We start from the raw sequence: 26,479 nt of genomic DNA, 5'->3' as shown, positions 1-26,479 counted from the left end.
GTGAGTGGCGTGTTGTAAATTGTGAGTGGAACACACAACCTGCAACAGATAGCTGACAACACTTCTCCATGGGTATGATCTCAGCCTGTCTTTCAGTTTGATTGCTCAAAGCAAGGCACCCCTTATGAATTTGAGGCAAAGGTAAGATATGATTTGAATTTTGGTGGCTTATCGCGTGCTTTTGTTGCAATCTGTTCATATAGCAGTCGAAATATTAACAGATTAATCAATAGTATCATCAATTTTGGCTGCTTTTGTCAGCAAAAAGTGCTATCTCCCGAACCTTCTTTTTTAACAATTGTTAAATCCGTAATTTTGCACTTATGAAATTACCTATTGTAGCCTACGGCGACCCGGTTTTAAAAAGAAAGGCCGTTGATATTGTGCCAGAGGAATATCCTAATCTGAAAGAATTGGTAGAAAACATGTTTGAAACCATGTATGCTGCCCGCGGCGTTGGGTTGGCTGCACCTCAGGTAGGTTTGTCATTACGTTTGTTTGTAATTGATGCATCACCGTTTGATGAAGATGAACCCGAACTGAAGGACTTCAAAAAGGTGTTCATCAATGCCCAGATGCTGGAAGAAACCGGCGAAGAATGGCCGTTTAATGAAGGTTGCCTGAGCATCCCGGATATAAGAGAGGATGTGTACCGCAAGCCAACTGTGCGTATATCTTACTATGACGAAAACATGCAGCACCATGAAGATACCTTTAAAGGCCTGGCCGCACGCGTTATACAGCATGAGTATGACCACATTGAGGGTAAGCTTTTTACTGATAAATTAAGCCCCTTGCGCAAGCGCCTTATCGAAAAGAAACTGAACGATATTTCGCGTGGCGTAGTAAGAGGAGTGGAGTATAAAATGAAATTTCCGGCAGCTAAAAAAGGCCGTTAATTAGTCATTGCTGCTGCGGCTTTTGTCTCCGGCAGATATTTGTTTAATTAAAGATCCCCAGGCCAAGGGGTTCAGCAACGGATTTGGGATCAGCGAGTGCTGGTTCAGGATTCGTGTATGCATATCCTGCCCTATGGCCGATTGTATTTCACTGGCATCGCGCGGCAACGTGCTGTTGGCCGCCGCCAGTGAACTCTTACTTAAATTCTTCCGGGCGTTTTCCAGATCGTCGTCTGCCAGCTTCATGGTCACAAAGTCTTTTCTGAACTCATCTGTTGTAGCCCACGGAAATACATGAAAAGCAGGCAGGTTAATAACCTGCGGTTGCATTTTGATCTGTATGGTATAGCTTTTACCTATTTTGGTTGGAATTACAATTTGTTGCGGAGCAAAACCTACCGCCGTAAACAACAAGGTATCCTGCTCGTGCGCAACAAATGAAAAGTATCCTTTATAGTTGGAGATGTTGATGGTCTTTTTACTGCTGGCATCCACAATGCTCACGTAAGGCACAATTACTTTATTACTGTCGGCATTAATGGTAATGCCCGAAAATTGCAGCAAAGGCTTTTCCTGCTGTTGGGCAAAACCTGCAACTGCTGTAAATAAAAAGAGTAAAAGGCCAACTACACGCTTCATCATGAACTCCAAAATCTCTTAACGGTATCTGATTTGTTTACCTGATTAGTTTTAAAAAAGTTTCAACCCGATAAAAGTAAGCTTAGGCTTACATAACCAACTAATTTTTAACAAAACTTAACACTAACGCATGTTGGCTGGCAACACGGCATTAGGGTCGTCTATATCCGTTAGGTTCACGGCCTCAACAGCTGTAATTTCAGGTACCGATTTTTTGATGGCCTGCTCAATACCGGCTTTCAGCGTCATGATACTCATCGGGCAACTGCCGCAAGAACCTAACAGTTTTAATTTCACTACATTTTCAGGCGTAATCTCCTCAACCGAAACGTTCCCGCCGTCAGCTTCCAGATACGGCCTGATGGTATCTAATGCTGCTTCAACCTGCTCAAATAAACTCATGTTTATAATTTTAGTAATGTAAAGATATTAAATTATTTAGTGACTTGCCACATTCGCTCCATCGGGTGCCTTGGCATTGCTAATGGATACCTGCTGCGCCACCTTTTCGGCAATGTGTATAAAGGCTTTGCTCATAATGCCATCCTCGGTGAGCACTACAGGCTTGCCTGCATCGCCCGATTCGCTGATGCTTTTAACCAGCGGAATTTCGCCCAAAAACGGAGCATTAATTAATTGAGCCAGCTTTAAGCCGCCACCCTGTCCAAAAATGTAATACTTATTATCGGGCAGTTCGGCAGGGGTAAAGTATGACATGTTTTCGATCACACCCAAAACCGGTACATTAATGGCATCCATCATAAACATGCCTACACCTTTTTTGGCATCGGCCAAAGCTACATCCTGCGGGGTGGTTACAATAACCGCACCTGCAATAGGGAAGCTTTGGGTAACGGTGATATGAATATCGCCGGTGCCCGGAGGTAAATCCACTACCAGGTAATCCAGATCGCCCCAATCGGCATCATTAAACAGCTGCTTTACGGCTGTTGATACCATTGGCCCGCGCCATGGCACCGGCTGGTTAGGGTCGGTAAAGAAACCGATAGACAAGAGCTTGATGCCATACTTTTCAATAGGCTCAATGCGGGTTTTGCCATTTACCTGGCTGGCCTGCGGGCGTGCACCCTCCAAGCCAAACATAATAGGAACCGAAGGGCCATAAATGTCGGCATCAATTAAACCTACCTTGGCGCCGGTTGCTGCCAGGCCCAAAGCCAGGTTGGCCGCCACGGTTGATTTACCTACGCCTCCTTTGCCCGATGCCACGGCAATGATATTTTTAACGCCCGGTACGCCAACATTCTTTTGCTGGGTAACGCGCGATGTCATATTGATGGAAACCTCAATATCCGGACTGATAAAATGGCTGATGGCATTACGGCAGGCATTCTCAATTAACCCTTTTAACGGACAAGCCGGGGTGGTTAGTATTACTGAAAAGCTAAGTTTATTGCCTTCAATATGTATGTCCTGAATCATGTTCAGGGTAACCAGATCTTTCTTTAAGTCTGGCTCCTCTACGTTGCTCAGGGCTTGTAAAACTTGTTCTTTGTTTAGTTGCATTTCAAAACCGAATGAACACAAAATTACAAAAACAGGGCCGTAATGCTTTTTGTTAGAGAAATAATTACTTTACGGAAACGTTTTATAGCCGATAAGAATTAGTTTTGGAGAGAAATTTACACATGCGTCGCCTTAATCCTAAATATTTACGAATTGCCGGTATTGTACTTGGCATCGTCTTCATTATAATTCTTATTGGTGGCTACCTGGCCTATAGTAAGCGTGAAGGCTTGTTACAAACCGCTATTACCAAAGCGCAAACCAAGGCTAAAACGCAATATAACCTGGATGTGAAAATTGGCAAAGCCCATTTTACCGGGCTAAGCACTGTTGCCTTTAGTGATATTACCGTTGTGCCCGAACAGCGTGATAGCCTGCTGCACATACGCAAATTTGTAGTAAGTGTAAAGCTGATGCCTTTGATTGTAGGCAACATTAAGCTGGCCAATGTGGAGCTGCAGGATGGCTTGCTGAATCTGGTAAGCAAAAATGGCGTGCGCAACTTTGATTTCCTGTTCAAGAAAAAGAAAACTGACGATAAGAAATCAACCAAAGGGCTTGATGATTTGGCCGATAACCTGATTAACCAGGTGCTTTACAAAATACCTGATAATTTAGACCTAAAGAATTTTAAGGTAACTTTTACCGATGATAGCAACCAGGTAAAAGTGCTGGCCCGTTCGGCAGTGATTAAAGATGGCGATCTGATGTCGACCTTTGATATCAATGATAATTACGCCACCTGGCATTTTGCGGGCAAGCTGCATCCGTCTGATAAGGAGATTGATGTAAAGTTATATGCAGATGGTAAAAAGGTAGAGTTTCCGTTCATTGAACAGAAGTATCATCTGAAAATGAACTTTGATACCCTGACTACCCGCCTCAACAAAGTAGAGCATGGCAACGATCAGACGCAGATTTATACTTATTGCGCCGTGCGCAACCTGCTTATCAATCATCCGGCTTTATCAGACAGTAATGTTATTGTGCCGTCGGGCGCTATTGATGCCAATGTTTTTGTGGGCAACCGGTATGTGTCGCTGGATAGTTCATCGGTTATTCACCTTAAAAAGATCACGGCCCATCCCTACATTAAATACACTATGCGCCCGGTAAAAATATTTGCCGTTAAAATGCATACCGACTGGCTGCCCGCCCAGGATATTTTTGATTCGTTTCCGCAAGGGTTATTCACTACGCTTGAGGATATTAAGGTAGCTGGTAAACTGCGTTACAACTTGCACCTGTTTTTAGATACATCACGGCCTGATGATGTGCAGTTTGAATCGGGCATGGCGCAGCAAAATTTCAGGATAGTTAGTTTTGGCAAAACCGATTTTGGCAGGCTGAACCGCCCTTTCACCTACGTGCCTTATGAAAAAGGCAAGCCCATGCCAGCCCGTGAAATTGGCCCTCAAAACCCTAATTATACCCCGTTAAATGAGATAGCACCCGAGTTACGCTATGCGGTTATGACGGCCGAAGATCCGTCGTTTTTTACCCATCATGGCTTTGTGCAAGAATCGTTGCGTAAATCAATTGCCACCAACCTTAAAGAAAAGAAGTTTAAGCGCGGTGGTAGTACCATATCCATGCAGTTGATAAAAAATACCTTTTTGAGCCGCAAAAAAACACTGGTACGTAAGGTAGAAGAAGCCATTATTGTTTGGATGATTGAAAACACCCGCCTTATGAGCAAGGACCGCATGATGGAAGTGTATTTCAACATTATTGAATGGGGGCGCAATATTTACGGTATAGGCGAGGCTTCGCATTTTTACTTTGGTAAATCGCCATCCAACCTTACACTGGGCGAAAGTATTTACCTGGCCAGCATTGTACCCAACCCTAAAGCTGGTTTATACGCTTTTGAGCCGAATGGTACCCTGCGCTACCGCCTGCACGGTTACTTCAGACTAATTGGTAACCTGATGGCCAGCCGTGGCTGGGCTCAGCGCGATAGCAATGCTTACGGCTTTTATAATGTGCGCCTGCGCGAAGGCTTGCGCCAGCGCATAGCCCCGGTTGATACTGCTGTGGCCGATAGTATTATGAAAAATCCGGATGCTGTGGATGACGAATTAAACCCGATAGGTGTAACCGAAGAACCAAAGCAATTGGGCTTTTTCCAGCGCTTGTTCGGTAAAAAGGACTCGTCGGAAAGGGCACAGGAAGCAGTACAGGACACTGCCAAAGCAAACCGCAGACGCGAGCGAGATGCCCGCAGAGAGCAAAAGCGGTTAGAAAAAGAGCGTTTGAAGGCTTTGCATGACAGGGGTTTAGGTTAATCTGACATCATGATTACGCTTTTAAATGTTTAAACATCTAAATTTGTTGAAAAAATAAAAAGTCCCATGTCATTAAAGCAATCACTGGAGTGGCGTTATGCTACCAAAAAATTTGACCCGGCTAAAAAACTAAGTGCCGATCAGCTACAGCATTTACTGGATACTGTGCACTTGTCGCCTTCATCATACGGCTTGCAGCAATACAAAATATTGGTGGTTGAAGATGCGGCCATCCGCGAGCAACTGCGCGACGCTGCTTACGGCCAGGCTCAGTTAACCGATTCTTCACAGGTAATTGTGTTTGCCGCCGAAACTGAAATTAACGAAGCTTACGTAAAAAAATACATTGATCACATTGTTGAAGTGCGCGGTATTGAGCGCAGCGCCGTGGCCGATTTTGAAAACGTGATATTAGGTGCTATTGGCCGCATGGGCGAAGACCAGAAAATAGCCTGGGCGCACAAACAGGCTTACATTGCACTGGGTATTGCCATGGCCGCCGCATCAGAAGCTGGTATTGACAACTGCCCGATGGAAGGTTTCAACGCCGGTAAGTTCGACGAGATTTTAGGCTTGAAAGAAAAAGGGCTGACCACCTCGGTGATTTTATGTATCGGTCATCGTGCCGAAGACGATCATTATGCTCACTTTGCTAAAGTGCGCAAACCTGCCAATGAGCTGTTTATCCATATCTAACAGTTACGTTAAATAATACAAAGAGGGCCGCTGGTGTAACACCGACGGCCCTTTCTTTTTGTATGTTTTTAGCTGATAGGATACCGGGCTATGATAGCTACTATAATATGTAGAATGATATTGCTGTACACGCCGGCCAGCACATCGTCCATCATTACGCCGGTACCACCGGGCAGCTTTTCCATACGGCGAATTAGCAAGGGTTTTACCATATCAAAAAAGCGGAACAAAACAAGGCCGATGATGAGGTATAGCGGCGTTATGGGAATGAAAAGCAGTGTAACCAGTTGCCCGGCTACTTCATCAATCACCACACGATAACTGTCCTTACCCCAGTCGGGTTCTACCTGGTCGCCCACGTAGATGCCCAGCAGGGTAATTATTATGGTAATAACAGGCAAAGTCCAGTTGCTGTCTAACAAATGGTTTTGTTGCAGCAGGTATACCAGCAAACAGGTAACGATGGCCGCAAGGGTGCCGCCGCCTTTAATGTAGCCGATGCCCAGCCACGAGGCAATTAATTTATGAATCACTTTTTGTAGGGTTATGCTTAATAAACTGCTAAGTTCAGCATTTTTGGTTTGCCCTTAAAATAAAAAGCCCTTTTGCCAGTAGCAAAAGGGCTTCGTTGCATTCGGTGGTGTAGCAATTATATTTTGAGTGTTAACGCTTGTCATTCTTGGTATGTATGATAATAGTGGCAAAGCACATCAATTAGGCGGTAAGCCGCCTGGTAAATTGATGGCACGAAATAAGCAGCGCCCGGAATATTATTCTTCATACATTTAAAAAATAATTCGATTTATAATTACTGATTTTGGTTTAGCCTTGTTATAATGGCCGTAGTTAAGATATAAGTTTGTTAAAGCAGCTTACTGAACTTGGTAAAAAAGTATCAGCAAAAGCATTAAAAATACAAGGGGCTAAAAACATATTCAATTAATATAGCTTCAGGAAAAAGTATTAGGTTAGCAACATCTATACATCTGTATAACATTATATTAGTTTATGAGAAAACTTCTAAGTTCGGCTGCGTTGGTGGCATTAAGCGTTGTAGGCATGCCTGCAGCGTTAAAAGCGCAAACAGCTGCTGTAAAGCAAGTACAGCTTACCCGGTTCCAGCTGCAATCGTCGGCAATAGTTAAGGAAAGTGGTAAAGAATTATCGGGTAATACCTATCATGGTACTGCCAAATGGTACCCGGTGCGGGTGCCCTCTACGGTATTAACTGGACTGGTAGCTAATAAAGTTTACCCCGACCCCTACCAAGCGCTGAACAACATGCGCATCCCCGATGCGTCAGATGAGTTCAACAAGCAATATGATCTGGATAAATACAGTCATTTACCAGGCAAGGTAAATCCATGGAAAAAGCCCTACTGGTACCGCACCACTTTTAATGTTCCGGCGGGTGATAAAGGCAAAACTTTTCAGCTCATCTTTAAAGGTATTAACTACCGTGCCGAGGTATGGCTGAACGGCAAGCGTATTGCCGACTCCACCCAGATGGCCGGTATGTTTGCCGATTATAACCTGCAGGTTAGTAAGCAAATTGTTCCGGGCGGTGTAAATACGCTGGCCGTAAAGATATTCCCGCTTGATTATCCCGGCCTGCCCGATAAGGAGCAGTTGGAAGCGATGGGGCCTTTTTATTTGAATGGTGGCCCCACCGGCGATATTGGTAAAAACGTAACCATGCTTTGTTCGGTAGGGTGGGATTGGATGCCGCCCGTGCGCGATAGGAATATGGGTATCTGGCAGCCGGTATTTTTACGCACTACAGGTGGCGTAACCATTAGCCGGCCCAAACTGGCAACCGAATTGGCTTTGCCCGATACCAGCACCGCCAGTGTAAAACTGAACTTGATTTTAGCTAACCATAGCGCTGCCGCTGCCAACGGTAAATTAACAGTAAGCATTAAGCCCGAAAACTTTGCCGGCTCGGCTGTGCAGTTTACCCGCAATGTATCGGTAAAAGCCGGAGAAGCCAAAGATGTAAACCTGACCCCGGCACAAGTAAGCGAACTCTATCTGCGTAATCCCAAATTATGGTGGCCTAACGGCTATGGCAAGGCAAATCTGTATCGTATCCGTTTACAATATGCCAGCGGCAAGCAAGTAATGGATGATACCACTTTTGTGTTTGGCGTGCGTACCGTAAGCACCAAAGCAACTGATGTAAATGGCTTTACCCGCCGCGAGTTTTTTGTGAACGGCAAGCGTGTGCATTTGAATGGCGGTGCCTGGGTGCCTGATATGATGGTAAACCGCGATTCGGCCCGTTATGATTACGAACTACACTTGTGCCGTAATGCCAACGTAAACCTGGTGCGGATATGGGGTGGTGGCGTTACTCCGCCTGATCATTTCTGGAATGCCTGCGATAAATACGGGTTGATGGTGTGGTCTGACTTCTGGATCACCGGTGATACCCAGGGCGAGTTCAAAGGTTCGCCTGATTACCCGCTGGAAGGCAACATCTTTACCAAGAACGTGATCAGAACCATTTACCGCATCCGCAATCACCCAAGCTTACTGGTGTGGACGGGTGGTAACGAAGGTCATGCCCGTAAAGAATTATATGATGCCATGCGCAACAATGTGATCCAATTGGATGGTACGCGGCCGTTTATTCCAAGCTCATCGGGCTTTGCTAAATTGCCTGCAGGCTGGCAGGGTTCATGGCCTGATAACTTGCCGAGCGGCGTTTACAGCGGCGGCCCTTATGCCTGGAAAGATCCTAAAGAGTATTATAAATTAGCAGATGCCGGTAAAGATTGGGTGTTTAAAGATGAAACTGGTATTCCATCGCAGCCGCCTTACAACACGCTGGCTAAAAATATTCCGGATACTACCTGGGATCAGAAACTGCCGTACCCGCTCAACAACATGTGGGGCTACCATGATGCCGCTACCGGCGCCGGTAAGTACGATGAGTACTATAAAGACATGGTAGACCGCTATGGTAAACCTAAAAGCCGAGTAGATTTTTCAAACAAAATGCAGCTGATGAACGCTGCTGGCTACCAGGCCATATTTGAATCGGCCGGGCATAAGCTCACGGAAACCGGCGGTGTAATGCTGTGGAAACTGAATGCCGCTTTCCCAAGCGTGATATGGCAGATATACGATTGGTATTTGCAACCAAATGCCGGTTTTTACGCCATGCAAAATGCGGTTGAGCCTATCCACATCCAGTTCAATCAAAATGATTCGACCGTGGCTGTGCTAAACCGTACCCATGCACCAACCGGCACCTTAATGCTGCAGGCTGATGTGTATAATACCAAAGGCAAACAGCTGTTTCATCAAATGGCAACTGCCAACCTGAGCGATGAGGGTGTAAAAGAAGTAATACCAATGGCCTACGTTTTAAAACCATTGAAAGAACTGAGCCTGGTGGTGTTAAATATTAAAGACACCAAAGGTAAAGTTATATCGCGCAATGCTTACTGGATGGCGCCGGGTAATGATTATACCTCTTTGAGCAGCATGCCGAATGCGCAATTGCAAACTACATTGGTAAAAACAGAAAAAGGTAAAACAGAAAACAAGTGGACGCTGCAAATCACTAACAAAAGCAGCCAGGTTGCCTTCTTTGTTCGCCCGCAATTGCTGGTAAATAACGACGAGATTAGGCCAAGTTACTGGAGTGCCAGCTATATTACACTGGCACCTAATGAAAGTGCAACCGTTTCGGTAAGTGCACCTGTAGCTAAGCTAACTGGTGGTGCACCAACCATTACTGTTGAAGGCTGGAATGTGCGCAAACAAAGCGTAACCCTATCTGGTAAATAACCGCATTCGCTAATGCAAAGCTAAAAGGGAGCCGATGAATACTATACATTGGCTCCCTTTTTTATGAAAGGCAATTCTTAAACATTCACAACACTAAATAGCTGAATTGTATGGTAACGGCTAATATTATTAAGCGATTAATTTCCGGGTTAGGCTTGTTGGCTGCCGCAAGCAGCATGAGTTGTGCACAAACTCCACCGGGCGCTGGAGCAGATAGTATCCGTTTAAACCAAATGGGCTTTTACCCGCATGCGTCAAAAGTGGCTATTGTACTTACAAACAAAGCACAGCAATTTACCATTGAAACGGCCGATCATAAAAAGGTATTTACGGGACAACTGCGGCCTTCGGCCAAGCCGGATCTGTCCGGCAAAGCCGTTTATGTGGCCAACTTTACTGCCTTGCAGCAACCCGGTAAGTATGTTCTACAAGTTCCAGGTATAGGTTATTCTTATACCTTTGAAGTGCGCAATTGCATCCACCAGCCTGTAGCAACGGCCAGCATAAAAGCGTTTTATTACCAGCGTGCATCCATTGCCTTGCCCGAAAAGTACGCCGGCCAATGGCATCGCCCGGCAGGGCACCCCGATAATCAGGTGCTGGTTCATCCATCGGCAGCAAGTGCCACTCGGCCTGCAGGTACGTTTATATCTTCATCACGCGGATGGTATGATGCCGGTGATTACAACAAGTATATTGTAAACAGCGGTATCAGTATGGCTACCCTGCTGTCAGTTTGCGAAGATTTCCCTGACTATATATCCACTGTAAAACTGAATATTCCTGAAAGCAGCAATAAAGTACCCGACATGCTGGATGAAATATTATGGAACCTCCGGTGGATGCTAACCATGCAGGATCCGGCTGATGGCGGGGTATACCATAAACTTACCAACGCCCGCTTTGATGGCATGGTTATGCCCGATGATGCAAAGGAACCGCGCTATGTAGTACAGAAAAGTACTGCCGCAACGCTCGATTTCACCGCCGTAATGGCGCAGGCCAGCCGGGTAATGAAGCGTTACAAGCGGGAGTTACCCGGTTTAGGTGATTCATGCCGGAAAGCAGCGTTAAAGGCATGGCAATGGGCGCAAGCTAATCCTAAAGTGATTTATGACCAAACGGCCATGAACGCCGCCTTTAAACCTGAAGTAGTTACCGGTACCTACGGCGACCAGCAGGTAGCTGATGAGTTTGACTGGGCCGCGGCCGAAATGTACATAACCATGCAGGATGACCGGTACTTGAATAAAGTACCATTGGGTGATAAAATAAAATTATCGATACCCAATTGGGGGCAGGTACGTATGCTGGGCTACTACAGCCTGCTGCGAAACCGGAATAGGCTTACACTGGCCGGTAAAGCTGCAATGTCTACACTAACCAAGCAGATGCTGGCCTTTGCAGATAGTTTGACTAATCCGGCTACCTTACCGGCTTATCAAACAGTAATGGGGCGGTCGGCGCGCAATTATGGTTGGGGAAGCAGCTCGGAGGCAGCCAACCAAGGCGTGGCTTTGGTGCAGGCTTATTTGTTCACCAACAAGCCGCAATACCTGAATGCTGCTTTAAGTAATTTAGATTATTTGCTGGGGAGAAATGGAACGGGTTATTGCTTTATTACCGGCTTGGGTAGCAAGCCCGTAATGCACCCGCATCACCGGCCATCGGTGGCTGATGGTATAGTGCCGCCTGTTCCCGGGTTATTATCGGGCGGGCCAAACCCCGGCCGGCAAGACGGCATTGCTTTGCCATCTTTAGTTCCCAATCAGGCTTTTGTGGATGATGACCGGGCTTATGCCGTGAATGAAATAGCTATCAACTGGAACGCACCGCTGGTATACCTGGCCAATGCTATGGAGGCCTTGCAGTATCGTAGCAAATATGCGGTACCCAAAAAGAGGTAAGTGTATCGCTCACCTCTTTTGGGTTTTATTAAGCTTGTTTACCGTTTAAAAAGTCGATCAGCTTTTCCATGGCAATAGCACGGTGACTGATACTGTTCTTTTGCTCCATGCTCATTTCGGCAAAAGTAATGTCGTACCCCTCGGGCTCAAAAATCGGGTCGTAACCAAAGCCTTGTGCACCTACGCGTTCGGTGCGGATAGTTCCGTTTACCGTGCCGTCAAAAAAGTGCTCTTCCCCGTTCCATAGCAGTGATATCACTGTACGGAAACGCGCTTTGCGGTTGGTGACCCCGTTCAGGTTAGTTAGTACTTTATTGATGTTGGCCTCGTGGTTGCCGTGCTCGCCTGCATAACGGGCAGAGTATACGCCCGGCTCATTGTTCAGTGCCTCTATCTCAAGGCCGCTGTCGTCGGCAAAGCAGTTTACCTTATATCTGTCAAAAACATAATGGCTTTTAATAGAAGCATTTTCCTGGAAAGTAGTACCTGTTTCAGGTATATCTTCCATACAGCCAATATCGGTTAAGCTTAGCAGCTGAAGCTGGCTGCCGGTTTTGGCAGCCACTTCCTGCAGTTTATGGTTGTTGTGTGTGGCAAAAACAAGTGGGTTGGGCATATTAAAAAGTTTTTATCTGGTTCCAGAATGCTTTGGTGTTTTCCTTATGGCCCATCATTTCGTCAAAACCAAAAGTATACAAGGCTATGCAGTCATTTATAGTTTGTACGGCATTTAGCGCCACCTCCGGAAAGTTGGCAGGCCGGGCTTGCGCACCTAATATCAATAGCTTCTCCGGACTGAAAAAGCTGGTCAGTTGTTTAAAGTCGGTACCAGCACAGGTGGCGATGTTGAGTAAGGCAATATCATCCTGCGTAAAAGAAATACGGCTTAATGTGCTTTCGAGTGCCTTCAGATGCGCATCGGCCATAAATTGCTCCTGCGGGTAATGGCAAATAACCAAGAAGTGCTTTTTATTGCTACCCAAATACTTGAACTCCCGCTTTGGCGTTTTAATGGCAATCACCTCTGGCTCTGATACTGGTTGGGTTGCTGTAACCGGTGGTTCAGCCCGTTGAGGTGCAGGAGCTGTTGATGCGGCAGGCTCTGGTTCCGGTACTACGGGTGCTGCTGGCTTGGGGTTACGGAGCTGCTCTTTATCGGCATTCAGCAGGTAAATATCATCCTGTAGCAGGTAGCGTAAGGCAGCAATGGCGTTCTCGGGGTTCACTTTAACAAATTTTAACAAAAATAGCTAAACCATGTGAGCCTTTATGGGGATATTAGCACAATTATGCGCGGTAACAATTAATGACATTATTATGCCGCTGAAATTCAGGAAATTTTACGAAATTCGGAGGTTTATTTCGGGCAGTTATCCCGGGTAAATAAACGAGTGTTATACGATAATAAATGAGAAAGTTCGGAATAGTTATTTTTAGTCTTTTAATCGCTTTTTCTGCGGCACATGCGCAAAAACAAACGCTGGATAAAATTGCCGGTGTGGTAGGTGGAAGCGTAATCCTACAATCAGACATTGAGCTGCAATATGCCCAGTACCTGGTATCAGGTAATCAGCCTGATCCTAATATCCGTTGTGTGATACTGCAACGCTTGTTAACCCAAAAGTTGTTGGCACAGCAGGCAGTTATTGATAGTGTTACCGTAAGTGAGGATGATGTAGACGCACAAATAGACCGTCGTATGCGTGCATCCATACAACGTGCCGGCGGTCAGGATCGGTTGGAGCAGTTTTTAGGCCGCTCATTGATCCAATACAAAGATGAAATACGCCCCGATATCAAAGAGCAAATGATTGCCGAGCGTATGCAGCAAAAAATTACAGAAAAGGTAAGTGTAACCCCGCAGGAGGTTAAACGTTATTTTGAAGCAATACCTAAAGACAGCTTGCGTACCTACAATAAAGAGGTTGAGGTTGGTCAGATCGTATTTCAGCCCAAGCTGAACAAAGATGAAAAAGCCTACTACAAACAGAAAGCTGAAGATTTGCTAAAACGTGTTAAAAATGGCGAAGACTTTGGTACCCTGGCGCGCTTATATTCCCAGGACCCGGGCTCGGCACCAGAAGGTGGCGATTTAGGTTTTCAAGACCGTAACGGCCTGGTGAAAGAGTTTACCGCAATGGCTTTTAAACTAAAAGCCGGTGAAGTTTCACCTGTATTTGAGAGTGAATTCGGTTTCCACTTTTTGCAGGTTATCGAGCGTAGGGGCGAGCAGGTGCATGCAAGGCATATCCTTATTGTTCCGGCAGGTACACAATCCAGCCTGGACCGTACCAAAGCTAAAGCGGATAGTGTTTATGACCAGCTAAGCAAAAATAAAAAGATCGACTTCTCTACCGCTGCGTCAATTTTCTCAGACGATAAAGAGACTAAATACAACGGTGGCATGATGATGAATGAGGAGAATGTACAATCACGTTCAACTTTCATTCCAACTGATAAACTGGATCCGCAAACTGCACTGGTAATTGATACAATGAAAGTAGGCGGTATTTCAAAACCACAGTTAATTACCGGTCAGGATGGTAAACAATCTTACCGTATTTATTTCCTGCGGTCAATAACGGATGCACACAAGGCTAATCTGAACCAGGATTTTCCGCGGATGAAAGAAATTGCACAGTCCGACAAACTGAACCGTACGGTAAGCGAGTGGTTTGAGAAAAAGCGGAAAGATACTTATATCCGCATCGATCCGGAGTTCCAAACCTGCAATATACTTAAAGACTGGGTTACCAAGCCTACAACGGCACAGGTAACCAATCCATAATTGAGTTTATGACATACCGTTCAGAAGTTGAAGCAGCTGATGCCTTAAAGCAGGCTTATCATACCATCCGTGCCGAGATAGGAAAGATTATCATCGGGCAGGATGAAGTAGTTAAGTCTGTGCTGATCTCTATTTTCAGTAACGGGCATTGCTTGCTGGTAGGGGTACCTGGTTTAGCTAAAACCCTGCTGGTACAAACCGTAGCCCAGGTGCTTGATCTGAACTTTAACCGCGTCCAATTTACGCCCGACCTGATGCCATCTGACATTATAGGTTCGGAAATATTGGGCGAGGATCGAAATTTCAAATTTATACGAGGCCCCATTTTTGCCAACATTATTTTGGCTGATGAGATCAATCGTACGCCGCCCAAAACGCAGGCTGCCTTGCTGGAAGCCATGCAGGAAAAAGCGGTTACAGCGGCAGGCGTTACCCATAAACTGGAACAGCCATTCTTTGTACTGGCTACCCAAAACCCGATAGAGCAAGAAGGTACTTACCCGCTGCCCGAGGCGCAGTTAGACCGCTTTATGTTTAACGTAGCCCTAAATTACCCAACCTTTGCCGAGGAACTACAGGTGGTTAAAAACACCACCACTACAAACCAAGTACAGGTAAACAAAGTACTGAATGCAGAACAGATTGTATTCTTTCAGCAATTGGTGCGCAACATACCCGTTACCGATCATGTGCTGGAATATGCCGTGCGCCTGGTAGGCAAAACGCGGCCACAGGGCGAGCTGGCTACCCCGCAGGTTAAAAGATTACTGAACTGGGGCGCAGGGCCGCGTGCATCACAATACCTGGTACTGGGTGCCAAGTGCCATGCTGTAATCAGTGGCAAATACTCGCCGGATATTGAAGATGTACAAGCCGTGGCCAAGCCTATTCTGCGGCACCGTATTGTGCGCAGCTACCATGCTGAGGCCGAAGGCTTGTCAACAGATCAGATCATTGAGCAGCTGTTTTAATTAAAAAAGCTTATCATAAAATAAGAGGCGCTGTATCCACATACAGCGCCTCTTATTTTATGGAAATATATCTAACTAAAAAGCCGGCTATTAATGTAGCCGGCTTTTTAATTTATTCATTGAGTTACTACTCGTTTTCAACAGCCGAAAGTATTTCCAGCAGTACGTTCCAGTGGTTTTGAGCATCCATTTCCCACACACGTACGTAGTTGTAGTTGCTTACAATGTTACCTTTACGAATGCGTGCCCGGCCATAGCTGTACGCTAAATCGTTGCTGTTCGAACGGCCGGCATTAACCGTTTCAGCTGAAATACTGATAGCCTGATCGGACAGGAACTGCAATACTTTATCCTGACCGGTTATTGGCTGAAAGCCCGGGAAATAGTAATGAGCCTCGGGGCTGCAAAACGCTTTGTAGCCTACCAAGCTCGATTTTTGAAGGGTTGCATTCAAAGCTTTATCGGTTGACATAATGATAGCCTTGGCCTTAAACGGATCTTTAGTAGTTGTATTGGCTTTGGCTGCATCCGGCTCTTTTACATCAACCAATGGTTCGGCATCGCTTTCGGGGTGTTGTATACCCAATTGAAACAGCAGTTTTAATTTATTATCTAAACCGCCACGCCAGATGGATACATAGTCGCCAAATACTTTATCGTCACTTGCTTTGCCTGCCGTATAAACGTAAGGACCAGCAGTAACCGCTAAATCGCCTGATGCAGATATACGGGCAAACTTTGGCTGCCAGGTTAAGGTGCCGGGTTGTTTATCGATGTTACCGTAAAAGTCTGTTATTTTAACAGGTTCGGGTTTAAAAACCAAGCCTTCAGGATCAGCTACAGATAAAAATGCTTCTTTAATGCCTTTGCGGGCGGCTAACTTGTTAAAATCTTCTTCGGTTTTAATAGCAGTTTGTGTAGTGCCGGTAGTTTGGGCTAAAGTAGTAGCGGCATAACAGCATATTGCAGCAATAGCCGACAAAGCTTTGTTCATATTCATATTTAGATTGAAGACAGTTGTAGTTGATGAAGCAATATGCTAAAGCAAGAAAGCTATCATAACTATGAGTTTAACTTAAAATGTATATAATTATTGTAAAGACAGGGTAAAGAATTTAATGCAAGTCTATACACCGCATGGCTTAATCTATTAATATCCATGCGGTGTTAATAAACGTTATTGCTTATAAAATGTTTTTATGGGAATTTAAATCTTGTTCCAGGTGGTTCCCTCTTTACTGTCTTTCAATTGAAAGCCGATTTTCTGCAGACCATCGCGAATTTTGTCAGATGTAGCGTAATCGCGGTTGGTTTTAGCCTCGCTGCGCAGTTGTACTACAAAATCCATCACTTTCGGCAGTTCATCAGTAGCTGCCTGCTCATTTTTAAGACCCAAGATATCGATGACAAAATCCTGCATCAGCTTTTTTAGCAGTGTTAAATTTGCTTCGTCAATCTTCAGCTTATTATCATGAACCGAGTTGATAATGCGCGATGCCTCAAACAGTTCGGCAATTAAAACCGGGCTGTTAAAATCATCATTCAAAGCTTCATAGCAACGGGTTTGCAGGGCTTGTATATCCGCTTCGCTGGTGTCGGATGCTTTGAGGCCGCTAAGCAGTGTAAGTGCATTCATCAGGCGTTTAAATCCTTTTTCGGAAGCCTCCATCGCATCGTTACTAAAATCAAGCGTGCTGCGGTAATGAGCCTGCAGCATAAAGAAACGAACCATCATCGGGCTATATGCCTTGTTCAGGATTGAGTTGTTGCCCGAAAATAACTCATGCGGCAAAAAGCTGTTACCTAATGACTTTGACATTTTCTGGCCATTAACAGTGAGCATATTGGTATGTACCCAGTACTTGGCGGGATTTTTACCGCAGCTGGCCATATTTTGCGCCACCTCGTTGGTATGGTGTGTTGGTATCAAATCCAAACCGCCGCCGTGTATGTCAAATTGCTCGCCTAAGTATTTATTACTCATGGCCGAGCACTCCAAGTGCCAGCCCGGAAAGCCAACGCCCCATGGTGATGGCCATTTCATCAGGTGCTCAGGTTTGGCCTTAATCCATAAGGCAAAATCAAGCTTGCCACGTTTTTCATCCTGGCCGCCTAAAGTACGGGTGTTGTTCAGCAAGTCGTCCAGATGACGGCCGCTTAGTATGCCGTAGTTGTGCTCATGGTTATATTTTTCAACATCAAAATAAACTGAGCCGCCTACTTCATAAGCATAACCTTTAGCCAGGATTTCTTTTACCAGTTCAATCTGCTCAATGATGTGGCCTGTAGCTGTTGGCTCAATGCTGGGCGGCAAAATATTTAAAGTTTGCATTACCTCATGAAAACCTACAGTATAAGTTTGCACAATTTCCATCGGCTCCAGTTTGGCCAGCTTAGCTTTTTTGGAAATTTTGTCTTCTCCTTCATCGGCATCACTCTCCAGGTGGCCGGCATCGGTAATATTGCGCACATAACGCACTTTATAACCTAAGTGAGAAAGGTATCTGAAAATTAAATCGAATGAAATATAAGTACGCGCATTACCCATGTGAGCATCGCTGTAAACGGTAGGGCCGCATACATACATACCTACATAAGGCGCATCTAATGGTACAAACTCCTCTTTATTACGGGTTAAAGTATTGTAAACAAATAAATTTTGTTTCATGAGTGCAAACTTACAATTTTTTGATGTGAGGTGGCATTATCAGCAGCAATATGAATTTAAGCAGATAAAGAAGGCTATTTAAGCATTAAGTCGCTGCAAACGGGATAATGGTCGGACATTTTCTTTTTCACGATCCAGTAATTGTCTACATCCAGTTTTGGACTGGCCATAATGTAATCAATCTGGTAGTTTGGAAAGCTGCCATTATAGGTGCGCCCCATACCCGAGCCTTTTTCGCGGAAAGCATTTTTAAGGCCCTTAGCCATCTGGTTTACAGCAAAGGATGCCGGGGTGTCGTTAAAGTCGCCTGATATTACATAAGGATAAGGGCATTGCGCAGCATGTTCCTTCACCTTAAATACCTGCTCACTGCGTTTAATAAAGGCGCGCTTAAGCTTGCTGCCAATCCGCTTGGATGATGACAAGCTGGTTTTGCCATGCCGCGAAACCGAATCCAGGTAATCATAATCGGTAGGATCAAACCGGATAGACTGAAGGTGTATGCTGTAGATACGAACAATATGATTGCCTTTCTTGATATCCGTATACACGCACTGGTTACCACTGCCACCTTCGTCTGAGAGCCTAATGTAACCTTTATTTACAATAGGGTATTTTGAGAAAATAGCCAACCCGACTGCCTCATAGCTTCTGTCATAATTAAAAGGCTCAAAATAATAATGATTAGAGCGCATGAGCCTTTTCATAGAGTCGGTAAAGGCGTACTGCCCGCGTTTGCGGGTGAAGTATTCCTGCATACCTACTACATCGGGGTGCTCGGCTGCAATGATGCTTAAGGCTTCGGTTTTGGTATTAGGATTATTTTTGTCGCCATAACCTTTAAAATTGTGCACGTTGTAGGTCATTACCCGCAGGCAGTTCTCTTTAACAACATTACGTGGCGGCTCAAAAAAGCGGAAGCCAATATTATCGAATAATACATTGAAGCCAATTATGATGATAAGCGTTGGCATAAGCCAATACCTTTTACCCCTGAATACCCAGAATATCAGTAGTAAAACATTTGCTAATAAAAGGAACGGATAGGCCAGGCCAAAAAAAGCGACGATCCAAATTTTGCGTGGATCGATTATAGGTGAAAGATAACTGATAAGCAATGATAAGCCTGCCAGAATGGTTAACCACCAGAATAGTTTATCGAAAAAATTAAGCTTCGTATTTTTACCCTTCATTATGATTGCTGGCGCGGAATAAAGTTTCCTTTTCCTGCTTGTTCAGGCTGTCATAGCCGCTTTGCGATATTTTGTCCAGAATACGGTCTATCTCTTCTTCACGCGGGCGACCAGCATTTGAGGGTACGCTGCGATTTTTAGAGGCCACGGTTACTTTGGGCCGTTGGTTCAGTATCCGATCCATTGGGCGGTTCCAGTCGTGCCCGCTTTTTAATTGCTTAATGTAAATAAAGCCCAGCAGCGCCCCGCCTAAGTGCGCAATTTCGCCGCCGGCATTAGGGCCTAATATGCCTAAAAAGTCGATAGTTACATAAAATAAAGCCAGCCATTTTAATTTTACCGGCCCTAAAAACATCAGGTAAATGGTGTAGTTAGGCAGCAGGGTAGCCGTGGCAATTACAACAGCCATTACACTGGCCGATGCGCCTACTACCGTTGCATTATACAAAGCCTCTTTGGAGAAAGCCGGTAATACATTAAACGCCAGGATAAATAGTGCCGCTCCGGCAAGCCCGCCTAAAAAATACAGGCTAACGATTCGAGTTTTACCCAGGTACTCTTCAAACAGCTGCCCCATCCAGAATAACCACAGCATGTTGAATAAAATATGGAAAATACCGTCATGCATAAACATGTAGGTAATCGGTGTCCAGAAGTGGGTGGCCAATTGGGGCAGATAGGCCGGCATGCTTAAGTACTCGTTTGCAAAAATGCTTATGGCATCATTACCCATCATGTGCAAAATAACTGCAGGTATATTGATAGCTAAAAATACCAATACATTAATGCCGATAAGCAGGTTCAGTTTGCTGCCTGATTGCAGCATTTTATAACGCAGTTCTTGCCACAGGGTACTCATGATGCCGGAGAATATTTACTTAAATAACTTACATAAGTTAGTAAAAATTGTTTGGTGTTTTTATATTCCAGATTTTAATTAAAATATAGCCTACCAAAGCGCCCCCGAGGTGTACTAAGTGGGCTATCATATCGCCCTGCTGAGGCCTTATGGTGCTGTATAGTTCATACAGTATGTAAAGTGAAACAGCATACTTTACCTTTACCGGCATTGGTACCGGAAACACGATCAACTCCATGTTGGGGTATAAGATCAATATGGCGGCTGTAAGTCCGAATATTGCACCCGACGCGCCTACCGTGCTACCTCTGATGATTTCCAAAAAGCTCAGAAATTGCTCCTGTGTTTCGGGATTAAAGCTTTCTGGCCCTGGAAAAAAGTGGCCGGTAAGCTGATAGGCCTGTACTGCCTTTACGATATAATTAAAAAGTAAAGCGCCTATACCGGTAATGAAATAATAGTTTAAAAACCGCTTGGTTCCAAATGTTTGCTCAATGATAGGACCTATAAACAGCAAGCCCAGCATGTTTGAAAACAAATGGCTTAAATCAGCATGCATAAACATATAGGTTACTATTTGCCACGGCCTGAAGAGGGGTGAACTTGGATAGTAAGCAGCCAGCCAGCCCATTTGTACCCCCATTTTGGGCAGCATGGCTTCTGCAATAAAAAATATAACATTTATGATGAGCAGGTTTTTTACAACCGGCGTCATGTTTTGTAATGGATTCTGACTGTATGGTCTCATATCTGTACAGGTAGCCGATTGTATTATTTTTCGAACCTTTCGGCCAGTTCATTCAGTGTAAAAGTACTAATCACCGGTTTGCCGTTAATAGCGAGGTTGGGCATTTGGCAGGCAAACAGCTGGTCAATCAGTAAGTTCATTTCTTCGAGCGTTAGCTTGGTGCCGGCTTTGGTAGCCGCATTGCGGGCCAGCGTACGGGCCAGCGCATCGCGCTTATCTAACTTTAGAATAGCCAGATTGTTTTTAAACCCTTCCAGCAGGTCTTCCAGTAACTGATGCTCGTTTGTGGCGTTCATGTCGGCCGGTATGCCTTCAATTACTACCGTATTTTTACCAAACTCGCGGATGTCAAAACCCAGTGAGCGAATATCAGGCAGCAGTTCACGTAAAAGCTCAAAATCTGCCGCATTCAAGGTAACCGTTTGCGGAAACAGGCTTTGCTGGCTAATGCCCGAGTGGTTTTGCAATTGCTGCAAAAAGCGCTCATATAAAATACGCTCGTGCGCCGCCTGCTGGTTAATGAGCATAAAGCCCGATTTAATTTGCGACAGTATAAACCGGTTGTGTATCTGGAACAACTGCCGTTCGCTGTCTTTACTGATCTGCTGGTTGTTTACCTCAATGGTTTCAGTAGGCAATAGTTCTTCCTGCCGGGTGTCTTCCTGCTTGCTGATTTCATATAGCATTTCCCAGTTTTGCGGTATACCGGCTTTATACGGATTGTTATCTGACCGGAACGCAGGCTCGCGTGGTTCACGGGGAGCAGGCCTGTTGTCAGATGCAAAAGGGTTAAAGTCTGGATTGAAAGTAACGCTTGGCGGAACGATCTCATTCAGCGGCTTAGGCGTAATCAGGTGTTCAATACTGTTCTCCTGGTCAAAATCAAGCGTAGGCGTTATGTTGTAACGGCCCATAGAGCGTTTTACCGATGAACGGATGATGGCATATATTGCTTTCTCATCCTGATACTTAATCTCAGTTTTAGTAGGATGTACATTGATATCGATCTTGCTCGGGTCAATATCAATAAACAGCACATATAACGGATAACTTTCTTCGGGTAATAGCTCCTCGTAAGCGGTTAGTACGGCATGGTTCAGGTAAGCATCCTTTATAAAGCGGTTGTTTACAAAAAAGAACTGCTCGCCACGGGTTTTGCGGGCAAATTCGGGTTTACCTACAAAGCCATGCAGTTTAATGATGGTAGTATCTTCCTCAACTGGTACCAGCCGTTGGTTATAATTGTTGCCAAACAAGTGTACAATACGCTGCTTTAATGCCGCAGCCGGTAAATGGTATACCTCCTGCCCATCATGATGCAGGGTGAAAAATATCTGGGGGTGGGCTAAAGCCACACGCTGAAACTCATCGATAATATGCCGCATTTCCACCGAGTTGCTTTTTAAAAAGTTACGACGGGCGGGCGTATTATAAAAAAGGTTTTTAATAGATATTGATGTGCCGGCGCTGGCAGCACAGGCTTCATGGCTTAATACTTCAGAACCTTCAATGCTGATGCAGGTGCCCAGCTCATCCTCGTGGCGGCGGGTTTTTAGCTCCACGTGTGCAATAGCAGCAATAGAAGCCATGGCTTCGCCACGAAAGCCCATGGTGCGTATGGCAAACAGGTCTTCAGCTTTGCGTATTTTGGATGTGGCATGCCGCTCAAAGCACATGCGCGCGTCGGTAGTGCTCATGCCGCAGCCATTGTCAATTACCTGTATCAGGGCTTTACCGGCCTCTTTAAGTAATATCTGTATCTTGTCTGCACCCGAGTCAATGGCATTTTCCACCAGCTCTTTTACGGCCGAAGCCGGCCGTTGTACTACTTCGCCTGCAGCAATTTGATTGGCTACGGCATCCGGTAAAAGCTGTATTATATCTGACATCTAAAATAATCCCTCTCTATTTCGATGCTAAATTAATTATTTGGCGGCATAACTTTACTTTTGAATACTTGTATATAGTTTTGCAAACATTGTACGTTTAAATAACTTCTGTAGCTGAAACGATGAAAAAACTTTGGCCTGCGCTATTAGCGGTGGTTTTTGCCGCCTGCCAAAAAAAAGAATATAATGCCGACCTGCTGGTAAAAAATGCAACCGTATACACGGTTGACAGTAATTTTACCACAGCCGAGGCCTTTGTGGTGAACGGTGGTAAAATTGTGGCCGTAGGCAAAGCCGATAGTCTTGAAAAAATTTACATGGCCCGCCAGGTGTTAGATGCTGCCGGTAAAGCTATTTACCCTGGCTTTATTGATGCCCATACCCATTTTTACCGTTACGGATTAAGTTTGCAGGAGGTGGCGCTGGCCGGTACATCAAGCTGGGAAAGTATATTGGATTCGGTACAGAATTATGCCAAGCGCAATGAAGAAGGCTGGATAGTAGGCCGTGGCTGGGACCAGAACGACTGGGCCGTGAAGCAGTTTCCCAACAAGATACAGCTGGATTCGCTGTTCCCTGTTCGTCCGGTTGTATTGAGCCGGGTTGATGGCCATGCTGCCATTGCCAACCAGGCTGCATTGAATATTGCCGGCATTAAGCCCGGTCAAAAAATTGAGGGCGGCGAGATAGAAACGATTAACGGTAAACTGACCGGTATACTGGTAGATAATGCCGTTGGGCTGGTAACCCACAAAATGCCCGAAGCTACCGATCAGGTAACGCAAGCCGCTTTGCTAAATGCGCAAAAAAACTGTTTTGCAGTAGGCTTAACTACTGTAGATGATTGCGGTCTGGATTACCCAATGATTAACACCATTGCCGAAATGCAGCACAAAGGGTCGCTTAAAATGCGGATGTACGTTATGCTTTCGGATAATGAAGAGAATATCAATTACCTGTTTAACCGTGGTATCTACAAAACTCCCGGATTAAATGTACGTGCATTTAAAGTGTATGCTGATGGCGCTTTAGGATCAAGAGGGGCCTGTATGCTGCATGATTACAGTGATCAGAAAGGGTGGAAAGGCTTTTTACTAAGTAGCCAAAAGCACTTTGAAGAGATAGCTCAGCGTTTGGCAGGTAAAGGGTTCCAGATGTGTACGCATGCCATCGGCGATTCGGCCAACCGCACCATATTAAAAATATATGCCAACGCCCTGAAAGGCAAAAACGACCGCCGCTGGCGTATAGAGCATGCCCAGGTGATAGCACCGGAGGATATGCACTACTTTGGCGACAACAATATCATTCCATCCGTGCAACCTACGCATGCCACATCAGATATGTTTTGGGCAGCACAGCGTTTGGGTAACGAGCGTCTTAAAACAGCTTATGCCTACAAGCAACTGCTGCAGCAAAACGGCTGGCTGCCGCTGGGTACCGATTTCCCGGTTGAGAACATCAACCCGCTGTATACTTTTTATGCTGCTGTAGAGCGTAAGGATATGAAAGGTTTGCCAGCCCGGGGCTTCCAAACCGAAAACGCATTGAAACGTATTGAGGCTTTGCGCGGCATGACCATCTGGGCGGCCCGCTCCAACTTTGAAGAGAAAGAAAAAGGTAGTATAGAGCCTGGCAAGTATGCTGATTTTGTGATCCTGGAGCAGGATATTATGAAAGCAAAAGGCGGCGACCTGCCTAAAATAAAAGTGCTGAAAACATATATTAACGGTGAAAAAGTGTATGAGAAAAAGTAGCTCCACGTTGCTGGCAGCTATCTTGTCGGGAGGGATTTTATTGAGTGCAGCCTGTGCGCAAACGCCACCGCTTATTAACATGCCCACAGGGGCGGCTTACGTAGCAGAAGAGCGGACTGCCGCACAAACCACCGTTTTGCTTAACAATGAGCAAAGCATCATTCCGTTGCGCGATCTGGATCAAATGAAAGCGGCCAGTGTTCGCTTTAACCATACCAACGCACCGGTTTTTGATAGCTTATTGAACAAGTATACCCAGGTAAGCAGCTTTAATGGGCTTACCTACAACGGTTTTACCGGTGCAAGCAAACTGGCCGATGATCTGAAACTGTATAACACCGTTATTTTGCAGTTAACAGATGCCGACCTGATTAATCCGCAGGTGATTGATTTTATTGGTGTAAATGCCCGGCTAAAAAAACTGGTTATTGCCTATTGGGGTAATGGCAGCACACTGGGCAGGCTTAACGAGATTGCGGTACCCATTGTATGGTGCCAGCAGGTTTCACCGGTAAGTGCATCATATGTTGCGCAGGCTGTATTTGGTGGGGTAGCTGTCACACAAAAGCTAGCTAAAACATTTTCGCCCAGGTACGCGGCCGGCACCGGCTTTTTAACTGCGAAAACCCGTTTGCAATATACGGTGCCCGAAGGTGCCGGCATGAGTGCTGCCAATTTGCTGGCAATTGATAATATAGCCCGCGAGGCTATAGGCGACCGTGCTACGCCGGGCTTTGTGGTACTGGCAGCAAAGGACGGTAAAGTGATCTTTAATAAGGCTTACGGTTATCACACGTATGAAAATACACAGCCCGATAAAATAACTGATATATTCGATTTGGCATCGTGTACCAAAATATCGGCCACTACCATAGAGGTAATGCAGCTGGTAGAGCAGGGCAAGTTAGGATTGGATTCAACCATGGGTAGTTACGTAGCTTCGGCACGTAATACCAATAAAAACAAGGTGCTGGTGCGCGATCTGATGTTGCATCAGGCTGGCTTAACGCCTTATATTCCATTCTACGAGCGCCTGCGGCCAAGCGATCATAGTTCCGATTCATCAGCTGCTTATCCAACCAAAGTGGCCGACGGGTATTATCTGCGTAAAGATTATTACAAAGATGTAATGCTGCCGCAGATGCTTAATACCGCTTTACGTACCAAAGGGCAATATGTATACAGCGACCTGAGCATGTATTTCATGAAAGAGATTGTGGAAACCATAACCGCCACACCTTTGAATGTATATGTGCAGGATAAATTCTATAACCCATTAGGTATGCAAACGGCCGGCTTTTTGCCACGAAACCGTTTCAGCCGCGATCGTATTCCGCCTACCGAAAATGATACTTATTTTAGGCATACGCTGGTGCAGGGCTATGTGCACGATCAGGGCGCAGCTATGGCAGGCGGCGTATCTGGCCATGCCGGTATGTTTGCTACAGCTAATGATCTGGCTATTTTATACCAGATGCTGCTGAATGGTGGCACCTATGGCGGTATTCAGTATTTAAAGCCCGAAACCGTACAGCAATTTACCTCCAAACAATCGGCTGTAAGCCGTCGCGGCTTAGGGTTTGACCGTTGGGACCCGGTGGTAAGCAAGCATTATCCATCCAATTTGGCCTCGCCGCAAACTTACGGGCACACAGGATATACCGGCACCTGTATATGGGTTGATCCGCAAACAAACCTCATTTACATTTTTCTGTCCAACCGCGTATATCCAAAAGATTCAACACTACTTAATAGTCGTCGCATTCGTGGGCGCATACAGGATGTGTTTTATGAGGCAATACAAAAGGGGCTTTAGTAGTAAAGAGGGAATTGGTGCGGGGTGAGGTTTTTA

The 26,479-nt window shown here is 45.4% G+C and carries 21 protein-coding genes; 9 read left to right on the top strand and 12 right to left on the bottom strand.

The window, feature by feature from the left end; all coding sequences use genetic code 11:
• Window positions 1–323: 323 nt before the first annotated feature.
• Window positions 324–899 carry a peptide deformylase gene (gene def / locus KHS38_RS19780; RefSeq protein ID WP_213490294.1) on the top strand — a complete coding sequence of 192 codons (576 nt, stop codon included), beginning with the start codon at window positions 324–326 and terminating at the stop codon, window positions 897–899.
• Here def and KHS38_RS19775 read toward each other — a convergent pair whose 3' ends face one another.
• The 3 genes from KHS38_RS19775 to KHS38_RS19765 form a co-directional block, all read right to left on the bottom strand.
• Window positions 900–1,541 (bottom strand): hypothetical protein, encoded by a 642-nt coding sequence (locus tag KHS38_RS19775; protein WP_249665489.1) that lies wholly within the window; start codon window positions 1,539–1,541, stop codon window positions 900–902.
• 120 nt (window positions 1,542–1,661) lie between these two features.
• Entirely contained in the window at window positions 1,662–1,940 is a 279-nt protein-coding gene (locus KHS38_RS19770) for a NifU family protein (RefSeq protein WP_213490293.1), read from the bottom strand.
• A 36-nt stretch (window positions 1,941–1,976) separates the two neighbouring features.
• Entirely contained in the window at window positions 1,977–3,065 is a 1,089-nt protein-coding gene (locus KHS38_RS19765; RefSeq protein WP_213490292.1) for an Mrp/NBP35 family ATP-binding protein, read from the bottom strand.
• Between the two features lie 104 nt (window positions 3,066–3,169).
• On the opposite strand from KHS38_RS19765, the gene KHS38_RS19760 reads away from it, so the two are divergent.
• Window positions 3,170–5,353 (top strand): transglycosylase domain-containing protein, encoded by a 2,184-nt coding sequence (locus KHS38_RS19760; protein ID WP_249665488.1) that lies wholly within the window; start codon window positions 3,170–3,172, stop codon window positions 5,351–5,353.
• A 66-nt stretch (window positions 5,354–5,419) separates the two neighbouring features.
• Window positions 5,420–6,049: an NAD(P)H-dependent oxidoreductase gene (locus KHS38_RS19755; RefSeq protein ID WP_213490291.1), complete on the top strand. Its 630-nt coding sequence runs from the start codon at window positions 5,420–5,422 to the stop codon at window positions 6,047–6,049.
• A gap of 68 nt (window positions 6,050–6,117) precedes the next feature.
• On the opposite strand, the gene KHS38_RS19750 is transcribed toward KHS38_RS19755, so the two are convergent.
• Window positions 6,118–6,582 (bottom strand): phosphatidylglycerophosphatase A family protein, encoded by a 465-nt coding sequence (locus KHS38_RS19750; protein ID WP_349627943.1) that lies wholly within the window; start codon window positions 6,580–6,582, stop codon window positions 6,118–6,120.
• Window positions 6,583–7,057: 475 nt separating this feature from the next.
• On the opposite strand from KHS38_RS19750, the gene KHS38_RS19745 reads away from it, so the two are divergent.
• Window positions 7,058–9,847, top strand: a complete 2,790-nt coding sequence (locus KHS38_RS19745) for a glycoside hydrolase family 2 protein (protein ID WP_213490290.1) — start codon at window positions 7,058–7,060, stop codon at window positions 9,845–9,847.
• Window positions 9,848–9,957: 110 nt separating this feature from the next.
• Complete coding sequence (locus KHS38_RS19740) at window positions 9,958–11,754, top strand: glycoside hydrolase family 9 protein (protein WP_213490289.1); 1,797 nt, start codon at window positions 9,958–9,960, stop codon at window positions 11,752–11,754.
• Window positions 11,755–11,782: 28 nt separating this feature from the next.
• On the opposite strand, the gene KHS38_RS19735 is transcribed toward KHS38_RS19740, so the two are convergent.
• Both KHS38_RS19735 and KHS38_RS19730 read right to left on the bottom strand, forming a co-directional pair.
• Window positions 11,783–12,370, bottom strand: a complete 588-nt coding sequence (locus KHS38_RS19735) for a non-canonical purine NTP diphosphatase (RefSeq protein WP_213490288.1) — start codon at window positions 12,368–12,370, stop codon at window positions 11,783–11,785.
• 1 nt (window position 12,371) lies between these two features.
• Window positions 12,372–12,980, bottom strand: coding sequence for a hypothetical protein (locus KHS38_RS19730; protein WP_213490287.1), 609 nt, complete (start codon window positions 12,978–12,980; stop codon window positions 12,372–12,374).
• Window positions 12,981–13,162: 182 nt separating this feature from the next.
• Between KHS38_RS19730 and KHS38_RS19725 the strand changes: the two genes are divergently transcribed.
• Window positions 13,163–14,542, top strand: coding sequence for a peptidylprolyl isomerase (locus tag KHS38_RS19725; RefSeq protein WP_213490286.1), 1,380 nt, complete (start codon window positions 13,163–13,165; stop codon window positions 14,540–14,542).
• An 8-nt stretch (window positions 14,543–14,550) separates the two neighbouring features.
• A complete protein-coding gene (locus KHS38_RS19720) occupies window positions 14,551–15,513 on the top strand; it encodes an AAA family ATPase (RefSeq protein ID WP_213490285.1) in 963 nt (320 codons plus the stop codon).
• A 127-nt stretch (window positions 15,514–15,640) separates the two neighbouring features.
• Here KHS38_RS19720 and KHS38_RS19715 read toward each other — a convergent pair whose 3' ends face one another.
• The 6 genes from KHS38_RS19715 to mutL all read right to left on the bottom strand — a co-directional run bounded on the left by KHS38_RS19715 (window position 15,641) and on the right by mutL (window position 22,870).
• Window positions 15,641–16,507 (bottom strand): DUF4440 domain-containing protein, encoded by an 867-nt coding sequence (locus KHS38_RS19715; RefSeq protein WP_213490284.1) that lies wholly within the window; start codon window positions 16,505–16,507, stop codon window positions 15,641–15,643.
• 213 nt (window positions 16,508–16,720) lie between these two features.
• Entirely contained in the window at window positions 16,721–18,181 is a 1,461-nt protein-coding gene (gene cysS / locus KHS38_RS19710) for a cysteine--tRNA ligase (protein ID WP_213490283.1), read from the bottom strand.
• A gap of 74 nt (window positions 18,182–18,255) precedes the next feature.
• Window positions 18,256–19,374, bottom strand: coding sequence for an endonuclease/exonuclease/phosphatase family protein (locus KHS38_RS19705; RefSeq protein ID WP_213490281.1), 1,119 nt, complete (start codon window positions 19,372–19,374; stop codon window positions 18,256–18,258).
• Window positions 19,364–20,233: a rhomboid family intramembrane serine protease gene (locus KHS38_RS19700; protein ID WP_213490280.1), complete on the bottom strand. Its 870-nt coding sequence runs from the start codon at window positions 20,231–20,233 to the stop codon at window positions 19,364–19,366. Before KHS38_RS19700 ends, KHS38_RS19705 begins: the two co-directional genes overlap by 11 nt.
• Before the next feature lie 37 nt (window positions 20,234–20,270).
• Window positions 20,271–20,981: a rhomboid family intramembrane serine protease gene (locus tag KHS38_RS19695; RefSeq protein WP_213490279.1), complete on the bottom strand. Its 711-nt coding sequence runs from the start codon at window positions 20,979–20,981 to the stop codon at window positions 20,271–20,273.
• Window positions 20,982–21,004: 23 nt separating this feature from the next.
• Entirely contained in the window at window positions 21,005–22,870 is a 1,866-nt protein-coding gene (gene mutL / locus KHS38_RS19690; RefSeq protein WP_213490277.1) for a DNA mismatch repair endonuclease MutL, read from the bottom strand.
• Window positions 22,871–22,992: 122 nt separating this feature from the next.
• On the opposite strand from mutL, the gene KHS38_RS19685 reads away from it, so the two are divergent.
• Both KHS38_RS19685 and KHS38_RS19680 read left to right on the top strand, forming a co-directional pair.
• On the top strand, window positions 22,993–24,627 hold the full coding sequence (locus KHS38_RS19685) for an amidohydrolase (protein ID WP_213490276.1): 1,635 nt from the start codon (window positions 22,993–22,995) through the stop codon (window positions 24,625–24,627).
• Entirely contained in the window at window positions 24,614–26,443 is a 1,830-nt protein-coding gene (locus KHS38_RS19680; RefSeq protein ID WP_213490275.1) for a serine hydrolase domain-containing protein, read from the top strand. Before KHS38_RS19685 ends, KHS38_RS19680 begins: the two co-directional genes overlap by 14 nt.
• The last annotated feature ends 36 nt before the right edge of the window (window positions 26,444–26,479 follow it).

This window comes from Mucilaginibacter sp. Bleaf8, from assembly GCF_018390515.1.
Lineage (GTDB): Bacteria > Bacteroidota > Bacteroidia > Sphingobacteriales > Sphingobacteriaceae > Mucilaginibacter.
Note: the sequence above shows the minus strand (reverse complement) of the source record. Positions and strands in the feature narration are given on the sequence as shown.

Coding starts and splice junctions, on each gene's coding strand:
- def (WP_213490294.1), top strand. CDS start 324: ATGAAATTACCTATTGTAGCCTACGGCGACCCGGTTTTAAAAAGAAAG.
- KHS38_RS19775 (WP_249665489.1), bottom strand. CDS start 1,541: ATGATGAAGCGTGTAGTTGGCCTTTTACTCTTTTTATTTACAGCAGTT.
- KHS38_RS19770 (WP_213490293.1), bottom strand. CDS start 1,940: ATGAGTTTATTTGAGCAGGTTGAAGCAGCATTAGATACCATCAGGCCG.
- KHS38_RS19765 (WP_213490292.1), bottom strand. CDS start 3,065: ATGCAACTAAACAAAGAACAAGTTTTACAAGCCCTGAGCAACGTAGAG.
- KHS38_RS19755 (WP_213490291.1), top strand. CDS start 5,420: ATGTCATTAAAGCAATCACTGGAGTGGCGTTATGCTACCAAAAAATTT.
- KHS38_RS19745 (WP_213490290.1), top strand. CDS start 7,058: ATGAGAAAACTTCTAAGTTCGGCTGCGTTGGTGGCATTAAGCGTTGTA.
- KHS38_RS19740 (WP_213490289.1), top strand. CDS start 9,958: ATGGTAACGGCTAATATTATTAAGCGATTAATTTCCGGGTTAGGCTTG.
- KHS38_RS19735 (WP_213490288.1), bottom strand. CDS start 12,370: ATGCCCAACCCACTTGTTTTTGCCACACACAACAACCATAAACTGCAG.
- KHS38_RS19725 (WP_213490286.1), top strand. CDS start 13,163: ATGAGAAAGTTCGGAATAGTTATTTTTAGTCTTTTAATCGCTTTTTCT.
- KHS38_RS19720 (WP_213490285.1), top strand. CDS start 14,551: ATGACATACCGTTCAGAAGTTGAAGCAGCTGATGCCTTAAAGCAGGCT.
- KHS38_RS19715 (WP_213490284.1), bottom strand. CDS start 16,507: ATGAACAAAGCTTTGTCGGCTATTGCTGCAATATGCTGTTATGCCGCT.
- cysS (WP_213490283.1), bottom strand. CDS start 18,181: ATGAAACAAAATTTATTTGTTTACAATACTTTAACCCGTAATAAAGAG.
- KHS38_RS19705 (WP_213490281.1), bottom strand. CDS start 19,374: ATGAAGGGTAAAAATACGAAGCTTAATTTTTTCGATAAACTATTCTGG.
- KHS38_RS19700 (WP_213490280.1), bottom strand. CDS start 20,233: ATGAGTACCCTGTGGCAAGAACTGCGTTATAAAATGCTGCAATCAGGC.
- KHS38_RS19695 (WP_213490279.1), bottom strand. CDS start 20,981: ATGAGACCATACAGTCAGAATCCATTACAAAACATGACGCCGGTTGTA.
- mutL (WP_213490277.1), bottom strand. CDS start 22,870: ATGTCAGATATAATACAGCTTTTACCGGATGCCGTAGCCAATCAAATT.
- KHS38_RS19685 (WP_213490276.1), top strand. CDS start 22,993: ATGAAAAAACTTTGGCCTGCGCTATTAGCGGTGGTTTTTGCCGCCTGC.
- KHS38_RS19680 (WP_213490275.1), top strand. CDS start 24,614: ATGAGAAAAAGTAGCTCCACGTTGCTGGCAGCTATCTTGTCGGGAGGG.